At 67.2% G+C, this 18286-nt stretch carries 16 protein-coding genes; 4 read left to right on the top strand and 12 right to left on the bottom strand.

Annotated elements, in window-relative coordinates; genetic code table 11:
* Position 1 precedes the first annotated feature (1 nt).
* The gene (locus FQK05_RS23100; RefSeq protein ID WP_158971416.1) at positions 2–1060 is read left to right on the top strand and encodes a hypothetical protein; all 1059 of its coding nucleotides are present in this window, start codon (positions 2–4) and stop codon (positions 1058–1060) included.
* On the opposite strand, the gene FQK05_RS23095 is transcribed toward FQK05_RS23100, so the two are convergent.
* The 3 genes from FQK05_RS23095 to FQK05_RS23085 are packed head-to-tail and all read right to left on the bottom strand — an operon-like array spanning position 1057 to position 4300.
* A complete protein-coding gene (locus tag FQK05_RS23095) occupies positions 1057–2430 on the bottom strand; it encodes an FAD-binding oxidoreductase (RefSeq protein WP_158971414.1) in 1374 nt (457 codons plus the stop codon). The genes FQK05_RS23100 and FQK05_RS23095 overlap by 4 nt on opposite strands.
* Positions 2427–3542, bottom strand: a complete 1116-nt coding sequence (locus FQK05_RS23090; RefSeq protein ID WP_158971412.1) for a pyridoxal phosphate-dependent aminotransferase — start codon at positions 3540–3542, stop codon at positions 2427–2429. The genes FQK05_RS23095 and FQK05_RS23090 overlap by 4 nt, the downstream gene beginning before the upstream one ends.
* Entirely contained in the window at positions 3530–4300 is a 771-nt protein-coding gene (locus FQK05_RS23085; protein WP_158971410.1) for a transporter substrate-binding domain-containing protein, read from the bottom strand. The genes FQK05_RS23090 and FQK05_RS23085 overlap by 13 nt, the downstream gene beginning before the upstream one ends.
* 154 nt (positions 4301–4454) lie before the next feature.
* Between FQK05_RS23085 and FQK05_RS23080 the strand changes: the two genes are divergently transcribed.
* Together FQK05_RS23080 and FQK05_RS23075 are read left to right on the top strand one after the other, a co-directional pair.
* Positions 4455–5195 carry an amino acid ABC transporter ATP-binding protein gene (locus tag FQK05_RS23080; protein WP_158971408.1) on the top strand — a complete coding sequence of 247 codons (741 nt, stop codon included), beginning with the start codon at positions 4455–4457 and terminating at the stop codon, positions 5193–5195.
* A 7-nt stretch (positions 5196–5202) separates the two neighbouring features.
* Positions 5203–5961, top strand: a complete 759-nt coding sequence (locus tag FQK05_RS23075; protein WP_158971406.1) for an amino acid ABC transporter permease — start codon at positions 5203–5205, stop codon at positions 5959–5961.
* 141 nt (positions 5962–6102) lie between these two features.
* On the opposite strand, the gene FQK05_RS23070 is transcribed toward FQK05_RS23075, so the two are convergent.
* Both FQK05_RS23070 and FQK05_RS23065 read right to left on the bottom strand, forming a co-directional pair.
* Positions 6103–9201 (bottom strand): efflux RND transporter permease subunit, encoded by a 3099-nt coding sequence (locus FQK05_RS23070; RefSeq protein WP_158971404.1) that lies wholly within the window; start codon positions 9199–9201, stop codon positions 6103–6105.
* 9 nt (positions 9202–9210) lie between these two features.
* Positions 9211–10407, bottom strand: coding sequence for an efflux RND transporter periplasmic adaptor subunit (locus FQK05_RS23065; protein WP_158971402.1), 1197 nt, complete (start codon positions 10405–10407; stop codon positions 9211–9213).
* A gap of 154 nt (positions 10408–10561) precedes the next feature.
* On the opposite strand from FQK05_RS23065, the gene FQK05_RS23060 reads away from it, so the two are divergent.
* Positions 10562–11221, top strand: a complete 660-nt coding sequence (locus FQK05_RS23060; RefSeq protein WP_233270645.1) for a TetR/AcrR family transcriptional regulator — start codon at positions 10562–10564, stop codon at positions 11219–11221.
* Between the two features lie 172 nt (positions 11222–11393).
* Here the strand turns inward: FQK05_RS23060 and FQK05_RS23055 are convergent, their stop codons facing one another.
* From FQK05_RS23055 to FQK05_RS23025, 7 genes are read right to left on the bottom strand one after another with little or no spacing between them, the layout of a single operon-like run.
* Positions 11394–12386 (bottom strand): aldose epimerase family protein, encoded by a 993-nt coding sequence (locus FQK05_RS23055; RefSeq protein WP_158971400.1) that lies wholly within the window; start codon positions 12384–12386, stop codon positions 11394–11396.
* Complete coding sequence (locus tag FQK05_RS23050; protein ID WP_158971398.1) at positions 12383–13231, bottom strand: SMP-30/gluconolactonase/LRE family protein; 849 nt, start codon at positions 13229–13231, stop codon at positions 12383–12385. The genes FQK05_RS23055 and FQK05_RS23050 overlap by 4 nt, the downstream gene beginning before the upstream one ends.
* On the bottom strand, positions 13228–13833 hold the full coding sequence (locus tag FQK05_RS23045) for a 2-dehydro-3-deoxy-6-phosphogalactonate aldolase (RefSeq protein WP_158971396.1): 606 nt from the start codon (positions 13831–13833) through the stop codon (positions 13228–13230). The genes FQK05_RS23050 and FQK05_RS23045 overlap by 4 nt, the downstream gene beginning before the upstream one ends.
* Positions 13830–14744: a 2-dehydro-3-deoxygalactonokinase gene (locus tag FQK05_RS23040; RefSeq protein WP_158971394.1), complete on the bottom strand. Its 915-nt coding sequence runs from the start codon at positions 14742–14744 to the stop codon at positions 13830–13832. Before FQK05_RS23040 ends, FQK05_RS23045 begins: the two co-directional genes overlap by 4 nt.
* Complete coding sequence (gene yjfF, locus FQK05_RS23035) at positions 14741–15718, bottom strand: galactofuranose ABC transporter, permease protein YjfF (protein WP_158971392.1); 978 nt, start codon at positions 15716–15718, stop codon at positions 14741–14743. Before yjfF ends, FQK05_RS23040 begins: the two co-directional genes overlap by 4 nt.
* Positions 15715–16737, bottom strand: coding sequence for an ABC transporter permease (locus FQK05_RS23030; protein ID WP_158971390.1), 1023 nt, complete (start codon positions 16735–16737; stop codon positions 15715–15717). The genes yjfF and FQK05_RS23030 overlap by 4 nt, the downstream gene beginning before the upstream one ends.
* Complete coding sequence (locus FQK05_RS23025; protein WP_233270644.1) at positions 16737–18221, bottom strand: sugar ABC transporter ATP-binding protein; 1485 nt, start codon at positions 18219–18221, stop codon at positions 16737–16739. Before FQK05_RS23025 ends, FQK05_RS23030 begins: the two co-directional genes overlap by 1 nt.
* Positions 18222–18286: the final 65 nt, after the last annotated feature.

The following is an 18286-nucleotide window of genomic DNA, read 5'->3' as shown; positions in this document are numbered from 1 at the left end:
GATGCAGGACGGATCCCGCCCGGCCGACCTGACCGCCGCCGCAAGGAACCTGCTGGTCGACTGCGCGGGCCTCGGTGCCGGCGATCCGCTGGTGGTCTGCGTCGAGGCGGCCGAACACGGCTGGTACGACGATGCCGTCGCGGATGCGGTGGCGCAGGCGGCGGCCGACATGGGCATGTCGGTCCGCCAATGCGTGGCCGGCCCGCCCGAGGCGGACCAGCCGGCAGAGGTCGAGGCGCTTCTGGCCTCGGATTCCAACATCGTCTTCTTCGCGCGTGTCGGCGATCAGGGCCGGTTCGACGGTCATGTCGGCGGACGGCGGGTCATGGTCTATGCAAGGAACGCGGCCGATCTTGGATCGGCCTTCGGGCAGGTCCCCCACACGGCGATGCAGGGCTTCAAGGCGGCGGTGAACAGGGTCTTGTTCGGAGCTGCGGAAATCCGGATCACCTGCCCAAACGGCACCGACATCACCGGCCACCCGCCCCGGGGGACGGAGCTGGAGGAGGCCACGGATGTCACCACCCGCCGCTTCCCGCTGGGCGTCCCTGCACCGGTCCCGGCGGACGGGTTTCGCGGGCAGGTCGCTCTGACCGGATCGCTGACGCCGACGGGCAACCGGCACTACGACCCGGCCAGCCTGGCCCTGGACGGCACCGTCATGGCGCAGCTCGATGGCGGCCGGATCACCGGGTTTGACGGAACGGCGGATCAGGTTGCCCGGATATGTGCGCATTACGCACATGTGGCGAACCTCTTCGGGCTGGAACCTTTCGCGGTCCACAGCTGGCACGCTGGCATCCATCCGGGCGCCCCGTTCTTCGATCCGGCGGGGCAGGATCCCGACTACTGGTCGAACAACGTCTTCTGCAGCCCGCGTCTGCTCCATTTCCACACCTGCGGCACCTCGGCACCGGGAGAGATCGCGTGGAACCTGATCGACGCCAGCGTCCACGTGGATGGTGAACCCCTGTGGCTGGACGGCCGGATGCGGCCCCAGGCCTTTGCTCCGCTGGCAGAATGTCTGGCCCGCGAACCGGAACTGGCGGCGCTGTTCTAGATGTCGAAGATCTTGCCCGGGTTCATGATGCCCGAAGGGTCCAGTGCGGCCTTCACCGCGCGCATGGCGGGCAGGGTGTCGGCGTGTTCGTCGCCCAGATAGCGCTTCTTGCCCAGACCGATACCGTGTTCGCCGCTGCAGGTCCCGCCAAGCTGCAAGGCCAGTGCCACCATGCGGGCGTGAATCTCCATCGCCTTCTCCATCTGTTCTGGCAGGTCGGGATCGCACAGGAACATCGCGTGGAAATTGCCATCGCCGACATGACCGCAGATATGCGCCTGAAGCCCCGCCGCATCGATCCAGGCGCGGCTTTCGTCGATGGCCCGCGCCAGTTTGGAAATCGGGACGCAAAGGTCCGTTGAAAGCGTCTCGCACCCCGGCTGCGACGCGCGGGAGGCCAGGGCCGCCCCGTGCCGCATCCGCCAGATCGCGGCCGCCTGTTCGGGCGTGTCGCACCGCGTTTCGGCCACCGCGCCGTTATCATTTGCGGCCTGTGACAGCAGGGCAATCTGGTCGGTCACCTGGCCCGGGGTCCCCGTGACCTCGATCAGCAGGGACGGAACGGCGGGCAGGCCCACGTCGGACTGTGCCAGGCAGGCCTGCATCTGGGCGGCGTCCATCAGTTCGATCCGGGTGGGCTGGGCGCCGCATTGCAGGGCCTCGATCACCGTCTGCACGGCGCTGCCGATATCGGCAAAGCTGACCTGGTAGGACCGGCTGACCTCGGGCCGGGGCTGCAGGCGCAGGGTCAGCGCGGTGATCACGCCCAGCGTGCCTTCGGATCCGACCAGCAGGTGGGTCAGGTCATAGCCCGCGGCGCTTTTCCGTGCGCGGGTGCCGGTGTTCACGACCGAACCGTCGGGCAGGACCGCCTGCACCGACATCACCGCATCGCGCATCGTGCCGTAGCGGATCGTCGTGGTGCCGGAGGCCCGGGTCGAGGCCATGCCCCCCAGCGTCGCATTCGCCCCGGGATCGACCGGGAAGAACAGGCCGGTATCCCGAAGGTGGGCGTTCAGCGCCTCGCGCGTCACGCCGGCCTGCACCTCGGCGATCATGTCGTCCGGGGCCACGTCCAGGATGCGGTCCATCCGCGACAGATCGAGCGATATTCCGCCCGCCACCGCCAGGACCTGGCCTTCGACGGATGTGCCCGCGCCGAAGGGGATGACGGGGCAGCCGGCGGCGGCACAGCGCGGTAGAAGCTCGGCAATCTCGGCGGCAGTTTCGGGCGAGATCACGGCATCGGGCAGGGCAGGGGGAAAATGACCGGATTCGTCGCGGCCATGATGCTCCCGCACCGAAAGGCCGGTGCCGAACCGGTCGCCAAAGCGGGTCCGGCACCAGTCGAACAGGGCCTCGCGGCTCACGTCAGGGCGTCGATCACGGGGGCCATCTGTGCATCCGTCCCGATGGTGATCCGGATCGCGGGTTCGGCCCCGTGAAGCCGCATCGGACGGACCAGCACCCCCTTCGCCAGCAGGGCGGCCATGGCGTCGTCATAGCTCATGGGCGCACCCTCCGTGCGAAGCAGCATGAAATTGCCCCCGGGTTCCGGAATGCGCCAGCCTGCCGCCCGCAGGGCCGCGACCGCAGTCGCCCGCGTGGCGCGGATCTTCGCGATGTTGGCCCACATCCGCTCGCCGTCCTCCAGCGCCATCAGGGCGCCGGCGATGCCGGGCAGGGACAGCGGGAAGGTCGGGCGGATCTTCAGCACGGCCTCTGCAATATGGGGTGCGGCCACGCACCAGCCGATCCGCAGGCCCGCCAGCCCGAAGGCCTTGGAAAACGTCCGCTGCACCACGACGTTGTCCGCCGTCGCGGCCAGTTGCAGGCCGCTGTCGCCGATATCGCTGAACTCGGCATAGGCCTCGTCCAGGACCAGCATCACGTCGGGCGGCAGAAGGGTGTGGATGGCCCGGATCGTGTCGGGCGGGATCACCACGCCGGTCGGGTTGCCCGGGTTGTCGATATAGACCATCCGCGTGCGGTGGGTGATCGCCGCCGCCACAGCCGCCGGTTCGACGACATAGTCGGCGTCCTTGTCCCGCGGCACCTCCACCGGCACCGATCCCTGCCCGATGGCATAGGTCCGGAACTTGGGGAAGGCGTCGGTGAAGAACAGCCCCTCATCCCCGCGATCCAGATAGGCCCGCATCAGGTAGGGCAGGATCGAATCCGATCCCGTGGAGGTCACGATACGGTCCACCGGCAGATGCCAGAAGTCAGCCAGCGCCTCGGCCAGGGCCGAGGCATTGCTTTCGGGGTAAAGATGGATGTCGTCCACCGCGCCCCGGATCGCGTCCTTCACCCGGTCGCCCGGGCCATAGGGGTTTTCGTTCGACGACAGCTTGATCGGGTCCGCGACCCCTTCAGCCCCGGACGCGCCCTGAATATAGGGGGGCACGTCCATGATGCCGGCGACCGGAACCGGGCGCACCCGGTCCGGCCGCATGTCTTCGGCAGGCTTCACAGCTTCCATTTCGCCTTCAGGTCCTCGAAGAAGCCGCGGCGCTTTTTCAGCGCAATCCAGGTGTTGACGTAGTTGATCCAGATCTGGTCGTCCTGCGCCATCAGCATGGCGATGGCCGACGGCTGACGCGGATCGGTGCCGGGCACGCGCACGACCGGGAACTTCTCCATCAGGGTCGACCCTTCGATGTTCGAAGTCACGAAGACATCGGCCCGGCCCGACAGGACCTCCTGATAGCCGCGCGCAGGTGCTTCGATCACGGTGATCTGGGCGTCCGGGAACCACTGCTTCACCAGCGGCTCGAACGAGGTGCCAAGGGTTGTGGCGACCTTCACCTCGGGCTTGTTGATCGAGTCCCAGCCGTCAAACTGGTCGACCTTGTCCTTGGTCGTGAAGGGATACATCACTGCTTCAAGATAGATGTCGGAAAAGGCCGCGACCTTCATCCGCGCCGGCAGGATCGAGGCGGAACCGGTGATGTTGTAGTTGCCAGCCACCACGCCGTTCACCAGGGTCTTCCAGTCGGTGGGCACGTACTGCACCTCGACCCCCAGATCCTTGCCCAGTTCGGTCATCACGTCGATGTCGAACCCCTTGTAGGAATTGGTGGCGGGGTCCCGCACGCTCATGGGGTTCCAGTCGCCGGTGGTGCCGACCTTCAGCACACCGGAATCCAGGATCGTGTTCAGGGCGGACTGGGCGCTGACCGGTGCGGCCAGCCCCAGTGCGGCGACGGCCGATATCAGGACCGCATAAAATTTGCGCATGGCTTGTTTTCCTCACTGTTGGTTGGCCCGATCCGCACTTGTTTGACGTCCCGCGCGGATTCCGGGGCGCAGTGGATTGATAAAACGGTCCCCCCCGATAAATTCAAAGGAAAAATTTCTACTGACAGTAAAAGCGCGAACAGGGTGCCGTCCAATGCAGCAAGCCGCGATAGAATTAGTCGGCGTGAATAAGTGGTTCGACGACTTCCAGGTCCTGACCGACATCGACCTGACCGTCGCGCCGGGTGAAAAGATCGTGGTCTGCGGGCCGTCCGGGTCAGGCAAGTCGACCATGGTGCGCTGCATCAACCGGCTGGAACGCCACCAGTCCGGCACCATCCGCATCGACGGGGTGGAACTGGTCGGCGACGGCCGCGATGTCCGCGGGGCGCTGGCCGAAATCGGCATGGTGTTCCAGCAGTTCAACCTGTTCCCGCACCTGACCGTCCTTGAAAACCTGATGCTGGGCCCGGTGAAGGTGCGCGGCAAGAAACGGGCCGAGGCCGAGGCGATCGCCCGCCGCTATCTGGACCGTGTGCACATCCCCGAACAGGCGGACAAGTATCCGGGCCAGTTGTCGGGCGGCCAGCAGCAGCGCGTGGCCATCGCCCGGTCGCTGTGCATGGAGCCGCGGATCATGCTGTTCGACGAACCGACCTCGGCGCTTGACCCGGAGATGATTTCCGAGGTGCTGGACGTGATGGTCGAACTGGCCGGGGGCGGCATGACAATGATCGTCGTCACGCACGAGATGGGGTTCGCCCGCAAGGTCGCCGACCGGATGATCTTCATGGACCGGGGCCGCATCGTCGAAGACAGCCCCCCGGGCCCGTTCTTCAGCGCGCCGGCCTCGGACCGCTGCCGTGACTTCCTTGACCGCATCCTTCAGCACTGAGGCCGCCATGTACCGTCTGATCACCGCCGCGGGCCTGCTTTTGCTGCTGTCGGGATGTTCGTCATCCGCCAACTGGGGCTGGTACGTCATCGACCCCGGGACCGAGCGGGGGTGGATCAACATCCGCTTTCTGCTGAGCGGGTTCACCAACACAATCCTGCTGTCGGTCATCGCCGCGGTGCTGTCGATGGCGCTGGGGCTGATGGTCGCCCTGCCGGGCCTGTCGCCCAGCCGCGGCTGGCGCTGGGTGAACCGTATCTATGTCGAATTCATCCGGTCGATCCCGTTGCTGCCGATGCTGTTCTGGGTGTTCTACGGCCTGCCGGTCGTACTGAAATCCGTGGGCATCAAGGTGTCGATCGACCCGTTCTGGGGTGCGATCATCACCCTTGCACTGGCCGACAGCGCCTTTACCGCCGAAATCTATCGTGCGGGCATCGAATCCATCGCCAAGGGTCAGCGCGAGGCCGCGCAGACCATCGGCCTGAACCGCCACCAGACCATGCGCTACGTGATCCTGCCGCAGGCGATCCGGCGGATCCTGCCGCCGCTGGCCAACCAGTTCATCTATATCGTGAAGATGTCGGCCTTTGCGTCGGTCATCGGGATGCAGGAACTGACGCGCCGCGCGAACGAACTGGTCGTGACCGAATACCGGCCGCTGGAGCTCTATAGCTTCCTGATCCTGGAATACCTGGTGCTGGTGCTGGTGATCAGCCAGGGCGTGCGCTGGCTGGAACGGCGGATGAAGGTGAACGAACGCTAGGCGGGACCTGCCCGCGTGGGATCACGGATGGGCACATCGCGCCGTCCGGTAGTCCGATTTATGTGAAGAGTGTTGCCGGCACGTTGCCGGACGGAAGGGCGGCCGGACCGATGATCGGCCCGGCCGCCTGACCTTGGACCGTCAGGCCTTGCGCCTGCGGGTGAACAGCCGCACCACGACCACGAAGAACAGCGGCACGAACAGCACGCCCAGGATCGTCGACGACAGCGTCCCGCCCAGCACGCCCGAACCGATGGCGTTCCGCCCGCCGGAACCGGCCCCGGTCGAAAGCACCAGCGGCACGACCCCCAGCGAAAACGCCATGGAGGTCATGATGATCGGCCGGAAACGCTGCTTCGCGGCCTCTACCGTGGCCTTGAGCAGTTCCTCGCCCGCATCGATCCTTTCGCGGGCGAACTCGACGATCAGGATCGCGTTCTTCCCTGTCAGGCCGATCACCGTCAGCAGGCCCACCTGAAAGAACACCCCGTTTTCGAACCCGCCGGCCCAGGCGCCGCCAAGCGCGCCAAGGACGCCGATGGGCATGGCCAGCATCACCGCGAAGGGGATGGACCAGCTTTCGTAAAGCGCGGCAAGCGACAGGAACACCGCGGCCAGCGACAGGGCGTAAAGCAGGGGCGCCTGGCTGCCGGACTGGCGTTCTTCCAGCGACAGGCCGGTCCACGACAGGTCATAGCCGGGCGGCAGCTGGGCGGCCAGCCGCTCCATCTCTGCCATGGCTTCGCCCGTGGTCACGCCGGGCGCGGGGCTGCCCTGGATCTGCATCGCCGGCACGCCGTTATAGCGATAGACACCCTGCGCGCCCTGCTGCCAGTTGCCGACGGCAAAGTTGGCAAAGGGCACCAGCCCGCCCGACGCGTTGGGCACGCGCCACTGGGCGATGTCCGACGGGGTCGACCGGCTGTCAGCCTGGCCCTGCACATAGACCCGCTTGATCCGGCCGCGGTCGATGAAGTCGTTCACGTAGGACCCGGCCCAGGCGATGTTCAGAAGCGTGGACACATTTGCCGCCGTCACCCCCATCGCCCCGGCCTTGCGCCAGTCGATATCCAGGTTGAACTGCGCCGCATCTTCCAGCCCGTTGGGACGGACACCGGTCAGCAGCGGGCTTTGCGCCGCCATCCCCAGAAGCTGGTTGCGGGCATTGGTCAGTTCCTCGTGGCTCTGGCCACCGCGGGCCTGCAGGAACATGTCGAAGCCCGACACGTTGCCCAGTTCCGTCACGGCCGGCGGCACGATCGGGAAGACCATGGCGTCCTTGATCTGCATCATCGCCCCGAAGGCCCGCCCTGCCAGTGCCTGCACCGACAATGCCGGGTTTTCGCGTTCGGACCAGTCCTTCAGCCTCACGAAGGCCAGACCCATGTTCTGGCCCTGTCCGGCAAAGCCGAAACCGGCCACGCCGAAAACGGATTCCACCGCCTCGGATTCCTGTTCGAGGAAATAGCTTTCGACCTGGCGAATGACGTTTTCCGTCCGCTCCAGCGTGGCGCCGGTGGGGCCCTGGATCATGACGAACATGATGCCCTGATCCTCGTCCGGCAGGAAGCCGGTGGGCGTGCGCATGAACATCGTCACCATGCCCGCGACCAGCGCGAGGTAGAGCACGAAGCCCAGAAGCGGCCGGCGGACGATGAAGGACACCATGCCGCCATAGCCGCGCGTGGTGGCGTTGAAGCCCCGGTTGAACAGGCCGAACAGACCGCGCTTGGGCCCGTGGCTTTGTTTCAGGATCGTGGCGCAAAGCGCGGGCGTCAGCGTCAGGGCCACCACCACGGACAGCGCCATGGCCGACACGATGGTGATCGCGAACTGCTGGTAGATGACGCCGGTCGAGCCGCCGAAGAAGGCCATCGGCACGAACACGGCCGACAGCACCATGGCGATCCCGATCAGGGCGCCGGTGATCTGACCCATCGACTTGCGGGTGGCTTCCAGCGGGCTTAGCCCCTCTTCTTCCATCACGCGTTCGACGTTTTCCACGACCACGATGGCGTCGTCGACCAGAAGGCCGATGGCCAGCACCATGGCAAGCATGGTCAGTGTGTTGATGGTGAAGCCAAGCGCTGCCATCACCCCGAAGGTGCCCAGAAGCACGACCGGAACCGCCAGCGTCGGGATCAGCGTCGCCCGCAGGTTCTGCAGGAACAGCAGCATCACCAGGAACACCAGCACGATGGCCTCGATCAGGGTGTGCATCACCGACTCGATCGAGATCTCGACAAAGGGCGTGGTGTCGTAGGGGATGACGTATTCCATCCCTTCCGGGAAGAAGCGCGCGAATTCCTCCATCCGGTGCGAGACCAGTTCCGACGTGTCGAGGGCATTGGCCCCCGGAGCCAGGCTGATCGCCATGCCGGTGGCCGGCTGCCCGTCGTAGGTGGCCGAGAAGTCATAGCTTTCGGCGCCGATTTCAACCTCGGCGACGTCCCCCAGCAGCACCAGGCCGCCGTCCGACTTGGCGGTCAGGACGATCTGGCGAAAGTCCTCGGGCGTCTGCAGCAGCGACTGCGCCGTGATCGTGGCGTTCAGCATCTGCCCCTTCGCCGTCGGTCGATTGCCGAAGGCCCCGGCCGAGATCTGGGCGTTTTCCTGGCTGACCGCGGACACCACGTCCGACGGCGACAGGCCGAAAGCGGTCAGCTTGGACGGATCCAGCCAGATCCGCATCGCGTATTGCGACCCGAAGACCTGGACCGAACCCACGCCCTCGATCCGCGACATCTCGTCGACGATGTTGGTCTGAAGATAGTCGGCCAGGTCGGTTTCATCCAGCGACCCGTCGGGCGAGATCAGGCCGATCACCATCAGGAACCCGGCCGACGACTTTTCGACCGTGACGCCCTGCCGCTGCACGGATTCCGGCAGCAGCGGCGTGGCCTGGGACAGCTTGTTCTGGACCTGCACCTGCGCGATGTCCGGGTCGGTCCCGGTCTCGAAGGTCAGGGTCACCTGCGTCGTGCCGGCCGAGGACGAGTTCGAGGACATGTAGCGCATGCCGTCGAGCCCGGTCATCTGCTGCTCGATCACCTGGGTGACGGTATTGGCCACCGTCTGCGCCGAGGCGCCCGGATAGATCGCCCGCACCGTGATCGACGGCGGCGCGATCTGCGGATATTGCGCGACCGGCAGGGTCAGGATCGACAGGATGCCGACCCCCATGATGATGATGGAAATGACCCAGGCGAAGATGGGCCTTTCGATGAAGAAACGTGCCATCGGTGGGCCTTACTCCGAAGCGGTGCCGCCAGCGGCGGCAGGTTCAGCGGCAGGGGTGGCGTCTGCAGCGGCCGCCTGCGGGGCGGCGCGTTCCTGCGGAGTTACGGTGGCGCCGGGAGCGACACGCTGCAGGCCGGACACGATCACCCGGTCACCGGGCGAGATGCCTTCGGTCACGATCCAGTTCGCGCCCTGGTCCTGCAGGATCGTCAGTTCGCGTTGCTGGACCGTGTTGTCGGCGTCCACGACCAGCGCGATCGGGTTGCCGCGGCGGTCGCGGCTGACGCCTTCCTGCGGAACCAGGAAGGCGTTGTCGACCTGGGCGGTCGGCATCTCGACCTGGACATACATGCCCGGCAGCAACAGCATGTCCGGGTTCTCGAAGGTCAGCCGCAGGACGACCACGCCGGTCTGTTCGTCGACATGGGGTTCGGCCGCGGTCAGCTTGCCCTTCTGCGGATAGATCGACCCGTCGGCCAGCGTCAGCAGGACGTCTTCCGACATGTCCTCGTCCACGGCGGTGCCGCGGCGCCAGGCCAGCATCTCGGCCGCGGACTGGGTCACGTCGACATGGACGGTGTCCAGCTTGCGGATCGTGGTCATCGGCGTGGCCTGGCTGGCGGTGACCAGCGTGCCGCGGGTGATGTCTGACAGGCCGATCCGTCCGGACAGGCGGGCGCGGATGTCGGTGCGGTCCAGTTCCACCTGCGCGGTTTTCAGCGCGGCTTCGGCCATGGCGACCTGTGCCGCCGCGATATCCCGGGCAGAGGTCGCGTCATCCGCGGCCTGCTGGCTGGACACGCCGCGTTCGTTCAGTTCGGCAATCCGCTTCAGGTCGCGGATCGCGGCATCGTGCTGGGCCTTGGCCGAGGTCAGCGAAGCTTCGGCCTGGGCCACGGCGGCCTGGTAGGTCGTGGGATCGATCCGGTAGAGGACATCACCTTCGTTCACCATCGTGCCTTCGCGGAACAGCCGTTCCATGACGATGCCGTTCACCTGCGGCCGGACTTCGGCCGAAGCCGAGGCGCGGACGCGTCCGGGCAGGGTCGAGGTGACGGTCAGGCTTTGCGGCTGCAGCGTCTGCACGGTCACGGCCGGGGGCGGCGGCGAACCGGCCTGCTGCGCTGCGGCGTCACCGGCGTAAAGCCCTGCAGACAGGGCGACAAACAGTGCTGCTGCTGCACGGAACGGATAGACGTTGGCCATCTGTTGCTCCTTCTGCGCGCGGACCATGAAAGGGCTTGGCGCGGGCGCTGCGAAAACTTACAAGACTCATGAGTTCCATAAATACGGATATGGTCGGTCCGCAAGCGCATTTCGACAGGAATCCGGATCATAAGGACGCAGGGGAGGGTTTTTCTTGGTTGAATCAGCTGAACAGAAGCTGTGCGATGGCGAACAGGAGCTGCCACGCAAGGGACGGCCCATCGTCATGGATGCACGACAGCGCCGCCAGATTATCTTCGACGCGCTGGATGCGCTGTTCCGCGAGGTCGGTCTGAAGGGCATGACAATGTCCGCCATCGCGCGGCGGGCGGGGATGGCGAAACAGACGCTTTATGGCCTGTTCCGGGACCGCGACACCCTGTTCGAGGCCTATCTGGAACACCGGCTTGCGGATTACGATGCGGTCATGGATCAACCCGCCGACGGCGCAGGGTTCGAGGCGCGGCTGCGGCTGATGTTCCGTTTCGACGATCCCGACGATGCCTGGGACCTGCCCATCGCGATGTTCCGTCTGGCAGTGATCGAGGTCGACCAGCACCCCCGCCTGTGCCGTCGCTGCCTTGAGGAGGGGCCGCGCAACAAGCAGAACCGGATCAAGGAAGAACTGGACCGCGCCTGCGCCACGGGCGAGTTGAAGGTCGCCGACACGGCGGCGGCGGCGGCACTGCTGATGGACATGCTGCACCTGCCGATCCTGGAAGCACTGGCCGACCCGCATTATCGCCCCACGCGCGAGGCGTGGAAGCGCCGCTTCGAATACGGGCTGGGCGTCTTCCTGCGCGGGGTCACCTAAGCGGCAAAGGCCAGGTCAGGGCGGCACCGGCTCCCCTGATGGCCGCCATCGGCCTGGGGGGGCACGGCCACCGGCCCCGCATGGTTCTCTGCACGCCACCCCAGGGAAAACCACAGAAAACCCCCTGAAAAGATCGCAGCGCGGCCCCTGCTTCCGGCAACGGGGATCGCCTTCAAGGCGCCGGGCTGAAGCGATAGACCGTCTCGGACCTGTAAACGTCGCCCGGCCGCAGGACCGTGTCCGGGAACTCGGGCCGGTTCGGCGCATCCGGCCATCCTTGGGTTTCCAGCGCCAGCCCGGCATGGGCGCCATAGGCCCGCCCCTCCAGCCCCTGTGCCGTGTCGATATGGGCGCCGTCATAGACCTGAAGCCCCGGTTCGGTCGTGGCCACCGTCATGGTCGCGCCCGTTGCGCCCGTCAGTCGCGCCACCTCGCGCAGCGGTCCGCGGGCCCGGCCCAGGCACAGATTGTGATCGTATCCACCCGGCGCGACGGGGCGGGGATGGCGAAAGTCGAAGGCGGTCCTGCCGACGGGCGCGATCTCTCCGGTCGGGATCAGGTCCGTATCGACGGGAAGATAGTGCTCGGCCGCGGCCTGCAACCTGTGGCCCAGGATATCAGGCCCTCCGTCCAGGTTGAAATAGCCGTGATGGGCCAGGCTGCAGGGTGTCGGCGCATCGGTTTCCGCCATGATCGTGACCTGCAAGGCGCCGTCGCCCGCCAGCCTGTACCGGACATGGACGTCCAGATTGCCGGGAAACCCCATCTCTCCGTCTGCCATCCGCAGCCGCAGGCGGACGGCGTCCCGCTCCAGATCCGCGATCTGCCAGATCCGGTCGCCTGCGCCCGCGCTGCCGCCATGCAGCGTATGCCGGTCGCGGAAGTTCGGGTCGGTTTCATAAGTCCGTCCGTCCAGGATGAACCGCGCATTCCCGATCCGGTTGGCAAAGCGGCCGACGATGGCCCCGAAGTAGCGCATCGGGCCAAGGTAGGGCGCGATTTCGTCGGCCCCCAGCACCAGCGGGCGGTCGATGCCGTCCAGCCGCAGGTCCTGCACTGTGGCGCCGAAGGTCAGGACATGGGCCGTAAGCCCGCCGCCCGCGATCCGAACGCGTTCGACCGGCTGCCCGTCCGGCAGCGTGCCGAAGGGTTCGCTTCGCGTCACGCCTTCACCCTGTATTCGCGCAGGCCCCGGACCCCAGGGTCGACCGCATAGACCAGGCCCTGCGCATCGTCGGGCGCCTCGATCCCCTCGCACGCGGTGGTGACGATCATCCGGTCCAGGTCGGCCCCGCCGAAACAGGGGCACGAGGCATGGTGCCCGGCCACCGCGATGGCCCGGTCGAAGGTGCCGTCGGGCAGGTATCGCGCGACGCGTCCCGCGCCCCATTGCGCGTTCCACAAGGCGCCATCCGCATCGATCACCGCGCCGTCGGGGTTCAGCCCCTCGGGCCGCAGGTCGACGAAGACCTCGGCCGGCCCGTCGGGCCAGCCCGCGGCATCCAGCGGCTGTGCCCAGATCCGTTGCCGGCGGGTGTCGGCGTGATAGGCCGTCCGCCCGTCCGGTGCGAAGCAGATCGCATTGGGGATCGAGACATCGGGGACAATCTTTTCGACAGCCCCGCCGTAGAACCGGTAGATCGCCCCGGCCCGCGGTTCTGCGGCCTTGCCCATGGTGCCGATCCAGAACCCGCCCATCGGGTCGGTCCGCCCGTCGTTCGAGCGGTTGGCCGGGTTTCCGGCTTCCAGCGCGATCACCGGTTCATGATCGCCGCTGTCGATATCGAACCGGCGCAGCCCGGTTTCCGTCGCGATCAGCATAGTCCCCCGGTCGATCCACCCGGCGGCCGAGGCATGTTCGCCAAGCGACCATTCCAGCGGCGTGTCCCCGTCCCGGGACAGAAGCCGCATGCCGATGATGTCGAACCAGAAGAACTGCTGCCGTTCCGGGTGCCAGAGCGGTCCTTCGCCCAGTTCGCAGGTGCGGGGGTCGAAGATCTGTGTCGTCATCCGAAAACCTCGTCGAAGCGGGCGACCAGGTCGGCGGCGCGGGGTGCGACCTCTGCCGCTGTGTCGCCGGGGTGATAAAGTGCCGTGCCAATGCCGAACCCGTCCGCACCCGCCGCGCGCCAGTCGGCGAAATTTGCAGGCCCCGCCCCGCCCACGGCATAGACCTGCGTGTCCGGGGGCAGTACCGCCCGGATCGCCTTCAGCCCGCCGGGCCCGATCAGCGAACCCGGGAACAGCTTCAGCACATCCGCCCCCGCCCGAAGGGCCGCGAAACAGTCGCTGGGCGTCATCACCCCGGGGCAGGATGTCATCCCGGCCGCCTTCGTGGCCCGGATGACCTGCGGGTTGCAGTCGGGCGAGACCACAAACTTCGCCCCGATCCCGGCCAGACGGTCGACCTGTTCCGGTTCCAGCACCGTGCCCGCGCCGATCATCGCCGTATCGCCGAAGCGGTCGACCAGGCGGCGAATGCTCTCGAACGGGTCGGGAGAGTTCAGCGGCACCTCGATGAGGGTGATCCCGGCATCGATCAGGGCCCGGGCAATCGGTTCGACCTCTGCCGGGGTGACCCCGCGCAGGATGGCGATCAGGGGTCGGGTCATGCGGCCACCTTTCCAAGCGCGGCATGGGCCGCCTTCAGACCGGCCAGCGTCAGGGCCCTTGCGTCATGCCGGGTGACCGGCACGCCCTGCCCCGTCAGCGCGCGGGCATAGAGATCCGACAGCCGGTCCGCCCCGATCAGCGCCACCTGCTGCCCCTGCCAGGTGGCGCGCATCGCGGCCAGTTCGGCCCCGATCAGCCCGCCCGACAGCCGCGCCCCCGCCGTGGCCGGGGACAGATCGCCCAGCAGCGCCTCGGCCCGCAAGGGAAACAGCCGGGTCATCCAGCCGGCCGGGTCCGCCAGTGCAGCGGTGACGGCGGCATCGAAGGCGGCCGGGTCTTCTCCGCCCCCGACCGTGTGGCGCAGGACGGAATGTTCGGACAGCAGGGCGAACAGCTCTCCCGTCATGACGGTTCCGAAATGCAGGACGCGGCCGCCGGCCGCACGCACCCATTTCGAATGCGTCCCCGGCAGGCACAGGACACCGTCAAAGCCCGGATCCCCGTGCAAGAGACCTGCGATCTGCGTTTCTTCCCCCCGCATGACATCGGCGGGATCGGTCTGCGACAGGCCCGGCAGGATGTGAACCTCCAGCCGCGGGTCCCGCGTCGCCACCCGCACGGCACCGGCACCGGACGGGACACAGGGCACGGGCAGATAGGGCGCCTCGCGCCAGCCTTGCCGTGCACCGGCCATGCCGCAGACGATCACCGGCACGGGCACGGTGAAGGGACAGACATCGGCAGGCAGGAACTGGGTCGCCAGGTCCAGCAGCGCGGGTTCGTACCCGTCGGGGGCCAGCCGGCCCATGCCCTTGTCCGATGTCCGTTCGGCCAGGACGCGGCCATCCGCATCCAGCGCCCAAAGCCGCAGGTTCGAGGTTCCCCAGTCGCAGGCGATCCAGGCGGTCACGCGGCGCCCCCGGCCAGACGCGCCGTCGACAGGCGCAGCAGGCCCTTCTGCAGCACGATGAACATCAGAAGCAGGCCCCCGATCACAATCTTGGTCCACCAGCTGGACAGCGTGCCGTCGAAGACGATGTAGGTCTGGATCAGCCCCATGGTCAGCACGCCGATCAGCGTGCCGAAGACATAACCCGCGCCGCCCGTCAGGATGGCCCCGCCGATGACGACGGCGGCAATCGCCGTCAGTTCGGTCCCCACGGTCGCCAGCGGATAGCCCGACCCGGTGTAGATCGCGAAGACGATGCCCGAAAGCCCGGCCATGAAGCCGGAAAAGGCATAGATCCCGACCGTCGTCCGCCCGACCTTCACGCCCATCAGCCGCGCGGTCTGGACGCCGCCCCCCAGGGCAAAGACGCTGGACCCGAACCGCGTGCGGTGGGCGATCACCATGCCCGCGACGACCGAAAGCAGCATCACCACCCCGATCAGCGTCAGCCGCCCCTTGCCTGGCATCAGGTAATAGGCCTTCTGCAGCATGGTGAAGAACGGATCGTCGATCGGCACGCTGTCGATGGTCAGCATGTAGGCAGCCCCCCGGGCCAGGAACATGCCCGCCAGAGTGACGATGAAGGCCGGCATTTCCAGCACGTGGATCAGCCCGCCCATCGCCGCACCAAAGGCGGTCGTGACCACCAGAAGCAGGGCGAAGACCACCAGCGGATGAAGCCCCGTGTCCCGCAGCAGCACAGCGATGAAGACGCCGGAAAAGGCGATGACCGACCCCACGGACAGATCGATCCCCCCCGACAGGATCACGACCGTCATGCCCACGGCCACGATCCCCAGATAGGCATTGTCGGTCAGCAGGTTCCCCAGAACCCGGGTCGAGGCCATGTAGGGAAACTGCGCATAGCAGATCACGCAGGCCACCAGGAAGATCGCGATGGTGGCGTAAAGCGGCAGCAGCCGGGGATTGGTCATGGTGCGTCCTCCTGCACCTGTCCGGCGGGGCGCGGCTCGGCCCGCGCGGCGCGCCAGGTCCGCCATTCGGCGGCAAAGCGCGGCGATTGCAGCACCAGGATTACCAGCACCAGCGCCGCCTTGATCACCAGATTGTATTCCGAAGGAAAGCCCGCCAGCAGGATGCCGGTGTCGATGGTCTGGATGATCATCGCCCCGATCAGCGACGCCGCGACGGAAAACCGGCCACCCAGAAGAGAGTTGCCCCCGATCACCACCGCCAGAATCGCGTCCAGCTCCAGCCAGAGGCCGGCATTGTTCGCATCCGCCCCGCGGATGTCTGCCGCGGTGATGATCCCCGCCAGCGCGGCGCAAAGGCCCGAGGCCATGTAGACCGCGATCAGCAGAACCGTGGCATTGACGCCGGCCAGGGCCGCGGCACGGCGGTTGATCCCGACGGCCTCGACCAGCAGGCCAAGGGCGGTGCGCCGCATCAGAAGCGCCGCCGCGATGCCGGTCAGGACCCAGATCACCGCCGGCACGGGCACGGCCAGCAGCGTGCCCGACCCCAGCCAGGCAAAACCGTCATGCGTGAAGGTCAGGATCCGGCCTTCGGTGATCAGCTGGGCGATGCCCCGGCCGGCGGTCATCAGGATCAGCGTGGCCACGATGGGCTGGATCCCCACGATGGCCACCAGGGTTCCGTTCCACAGCCCGGCGACCAGCCCGGCCACAATGGCCAGCGCCAGCGCACCGCCCAGCCCGAAACCGCCGTCGATGGCCCAGGCGGCGACAGCGCCGCAGATCGCCATCACGGTGCCGACCGACAGGTCGATACCCCTGGTCGCGATGACCAGCGTCATCCCCGTCGCCAGCAGCGCCACCGGCGCGCCGCGCTTCAGGATGTCGATCACCGGCCCCACCAGCCGCCCGTCGACCAGACGGATGTCGAGAAACCCGGGGAACACCACCCAGACCAGCAGCACCACGGCCGCCAGCGTCACCAGTTGCGGGGCCAGCTGGGTCAGCGTGCGCTGCATCAGGCGACCTCCCCGATTTCGTCATGGCGGGCGATGGCGCGGACGATGGTGTCGGCCCGGATCTCGGCCCCGGTCAGTTCCGCCACATGGGCCCGGTCGCGGACCACGATCACCCGGTCTGCGACCGCGATCAGTTCATCCAGTTCGGACGAGATCACCAGCAGCGACATGCCTTCCCCCACCAGTTCGTGGATCAGCCGCAGGATTTCGGCATGGGCGCCCACATCGATGCCCCGCGTGGGTTCGTCCAGGATCAGGAACCGCGGGTTCATCGCCAGCCAGCGGGCCAGAACGACCTTCTGCTGGTTGCCGCCCGACAGGTCCCCCACCGCCTTTTCCGCGTCGGAGGTGCGGATATCCAGCCGCTCGATATACATCCGGGCCAGCCGCTGCTGTTCCGCGCGCGGCATCGGCCGCGCCCAGCCGCGCCTGGCCTGCAGCGCCAGGGCGATGTTTTCCCGGACGCTCAGTTCGGCGACGATACCGTCGGTCTTGCGATCCTCGGGCGCAAAGCCGAAGCCCGCGGCGATGGCCTTGCGCGGCGTGTCGATCGGGATCGGGCCCTTGATGTCTTCCGCCGTCCCGCCGGAACGGAGGCCGAAGAGGTATTCCGCACTTTCGGTCCGGCCCGACCCCAGAAGGCCCGCCAGCCCCACGACCTCGCCCTGCCCCACGTCCAGATCGAAGGGGCCCACGACCCCAGCCCGCCCCATGCCGCGGAAGGTCAGCATTTCGGGCCGGGCGATCACGGCATCGTGCGAGGTGGCGTGATCGGCGACCTCTGTCTCCAGCGCGTGGCCCAGCATGTGTTCGATCAGCGACAGGCGGTCCAGCGCGGCGATGTCCTCGGTCACGATGTGGCGGCCGTTCCGCAGCACCGTCACCCGGTCGGACAGGTCGAAGACCTGGTCCAGGAAATGCGACACGAAGACGATCCCCAGCCCGCGCGCCTTCAGGCCGCGAACCACGTCGAACAGCATCTTTACCTCGCGCGCGTCCAGACTGGCGGTGGGTTCGTCCAGGATCAGCACCTTGCCCGACAGGGCCACCGCGCGGGCGATGGCCACGATCTGCCGGATGGCGACGGAATAGTGTCCCAGGTCCCGGGTGACATCGATGTCCAGTCCGTAAGGGTCCAGCATGTCCTGCGCGGCCCGGGTCATCGCGCGGGTCCGGATCATGCCCGCCCGTCTTGGTTCCCGGCCGAAACACAGGTTCTGGGCGACGGTCAGGTTCGGCAGCAGGTTGACCTCCTGATAGACCGTGCCGATCCCCAGCTCCTGCGCTTCCGAGGTCGAGCGGGGCGCGATCTTCGCGCCGTCCAGCCGGATTTCCCCGCCATCGGGGCGATAGGCGCCGGTCAGGCACTTGATCAGCGTCGACTTGCCCGCGCCGTTTTCGCCCAGAAGCGCGTGGACCTCTCCGGCCCGCAGGTCAAAGCGCACGTCGTCCAGCGCCAGCGTGCCCGGAAACCTCTTGGTCAAGGACCTGATCGTCAGCAAATGCCGTTCCCCCCTGGTGCGTTGCAGGCCGGAAGGCCGGCCTGCAA

Source organism: Chachezhania sediminis, assembly GCF_009765275.1.
Lineage (GTDB): Bacteria > Pseudomonadota > Alphaproteobacteria > Rhodobacterales > Rhodobacteraceae > Chachezhania > Chachezhania sediminis.
The sequence above is the reverse complement of the archived record's forward strand: the minus strand, read 5'-3'. Positions and strand labels throughout refer to the sequence as shown.

Excerpts from the sequence above, each read along its gene's own strand:
- FQK05_RS23100 (WP_158971416.1), top strand. The coding sequence starts at position 2 with ATGCAGGACGGATCCCGCCCGGCCGACCTGACCGCCGCCGCAAGGAAC.
- FQK05_RS23090 (WP_158971412.1), bottom strand. The coding sequence starts at position 3,542 with ATGGAAGCTGTGAAGCCTGCCGAAGACATGCGGCCGGACCGGGTGCGC.
- FQK05_RS23085 (WP_158971410.1), bottom strand. The coding sequence starts at position 4,300 with ATGCGCAAATTTTATGCGGTCCTGATATCGGCCGTCGCCGCACTGGGG.
- FQK05_RS23080 (WP_158971408.1), top strand. The coding sequence starts at position 4,455 with ATGCAGCAAGCCGCGATAGAATTAGTCGGCGTGAATAAGTGGTTCGAC.
- FQK05_RS23075 (WP_158971406.1), top strand. The coding sequence starts at position 5,203 with ATGTACCGTCTGATCACCGCCGCGGGCCTGCTTTTGCTGCTGTCGGGA.
- FQK05_RS23070 (WP_158971404.1), bottom strand. The coding sequence starts at position 9,201 with ATGGCACGTTTCTTCATCGAAAGGCCCATCTTCGCCTGGGTCATTTCC.
- FQK05_RS23065 (WP_158971402.1), bottom strand. The coding sequence starts at position 10,407 with ATGGCCAACGTCTATCCGTTCCGTGCAGCAGCAGCACTGTTTGTCGCC.
- FQK05_RS23050 (WP_158971398.1), bottom strand. The coding sequence starts at position 13,231 with ATGACGACACAGATCTTCGACCCCCGCACCTGCGAACTGGGCGAAGGA.
- FQK05_RS23045 (WP_158971396.1), bottom strand. The coding sequence starts at position 13,833 with ATGACCCGACCCCTGATCGCCATCCTGCGCGGGGTCACCCCGGCAGAG.
- yjfF (WP_158971392.1), bottom strand. The coding sequence starts at position 15,718 with ATGACCAATCCCCGGCTGCTGCCGCTTTACGCCACCATCGCGATCTTC.
- FQK05_RS23030 (WP_158971390.1), bottom strand. The coding sequence starts at position 16,737 with ATGCAGCGCACGCTGACCCAGCTGGCCCCGCAACTGGTGACGCTGGCG.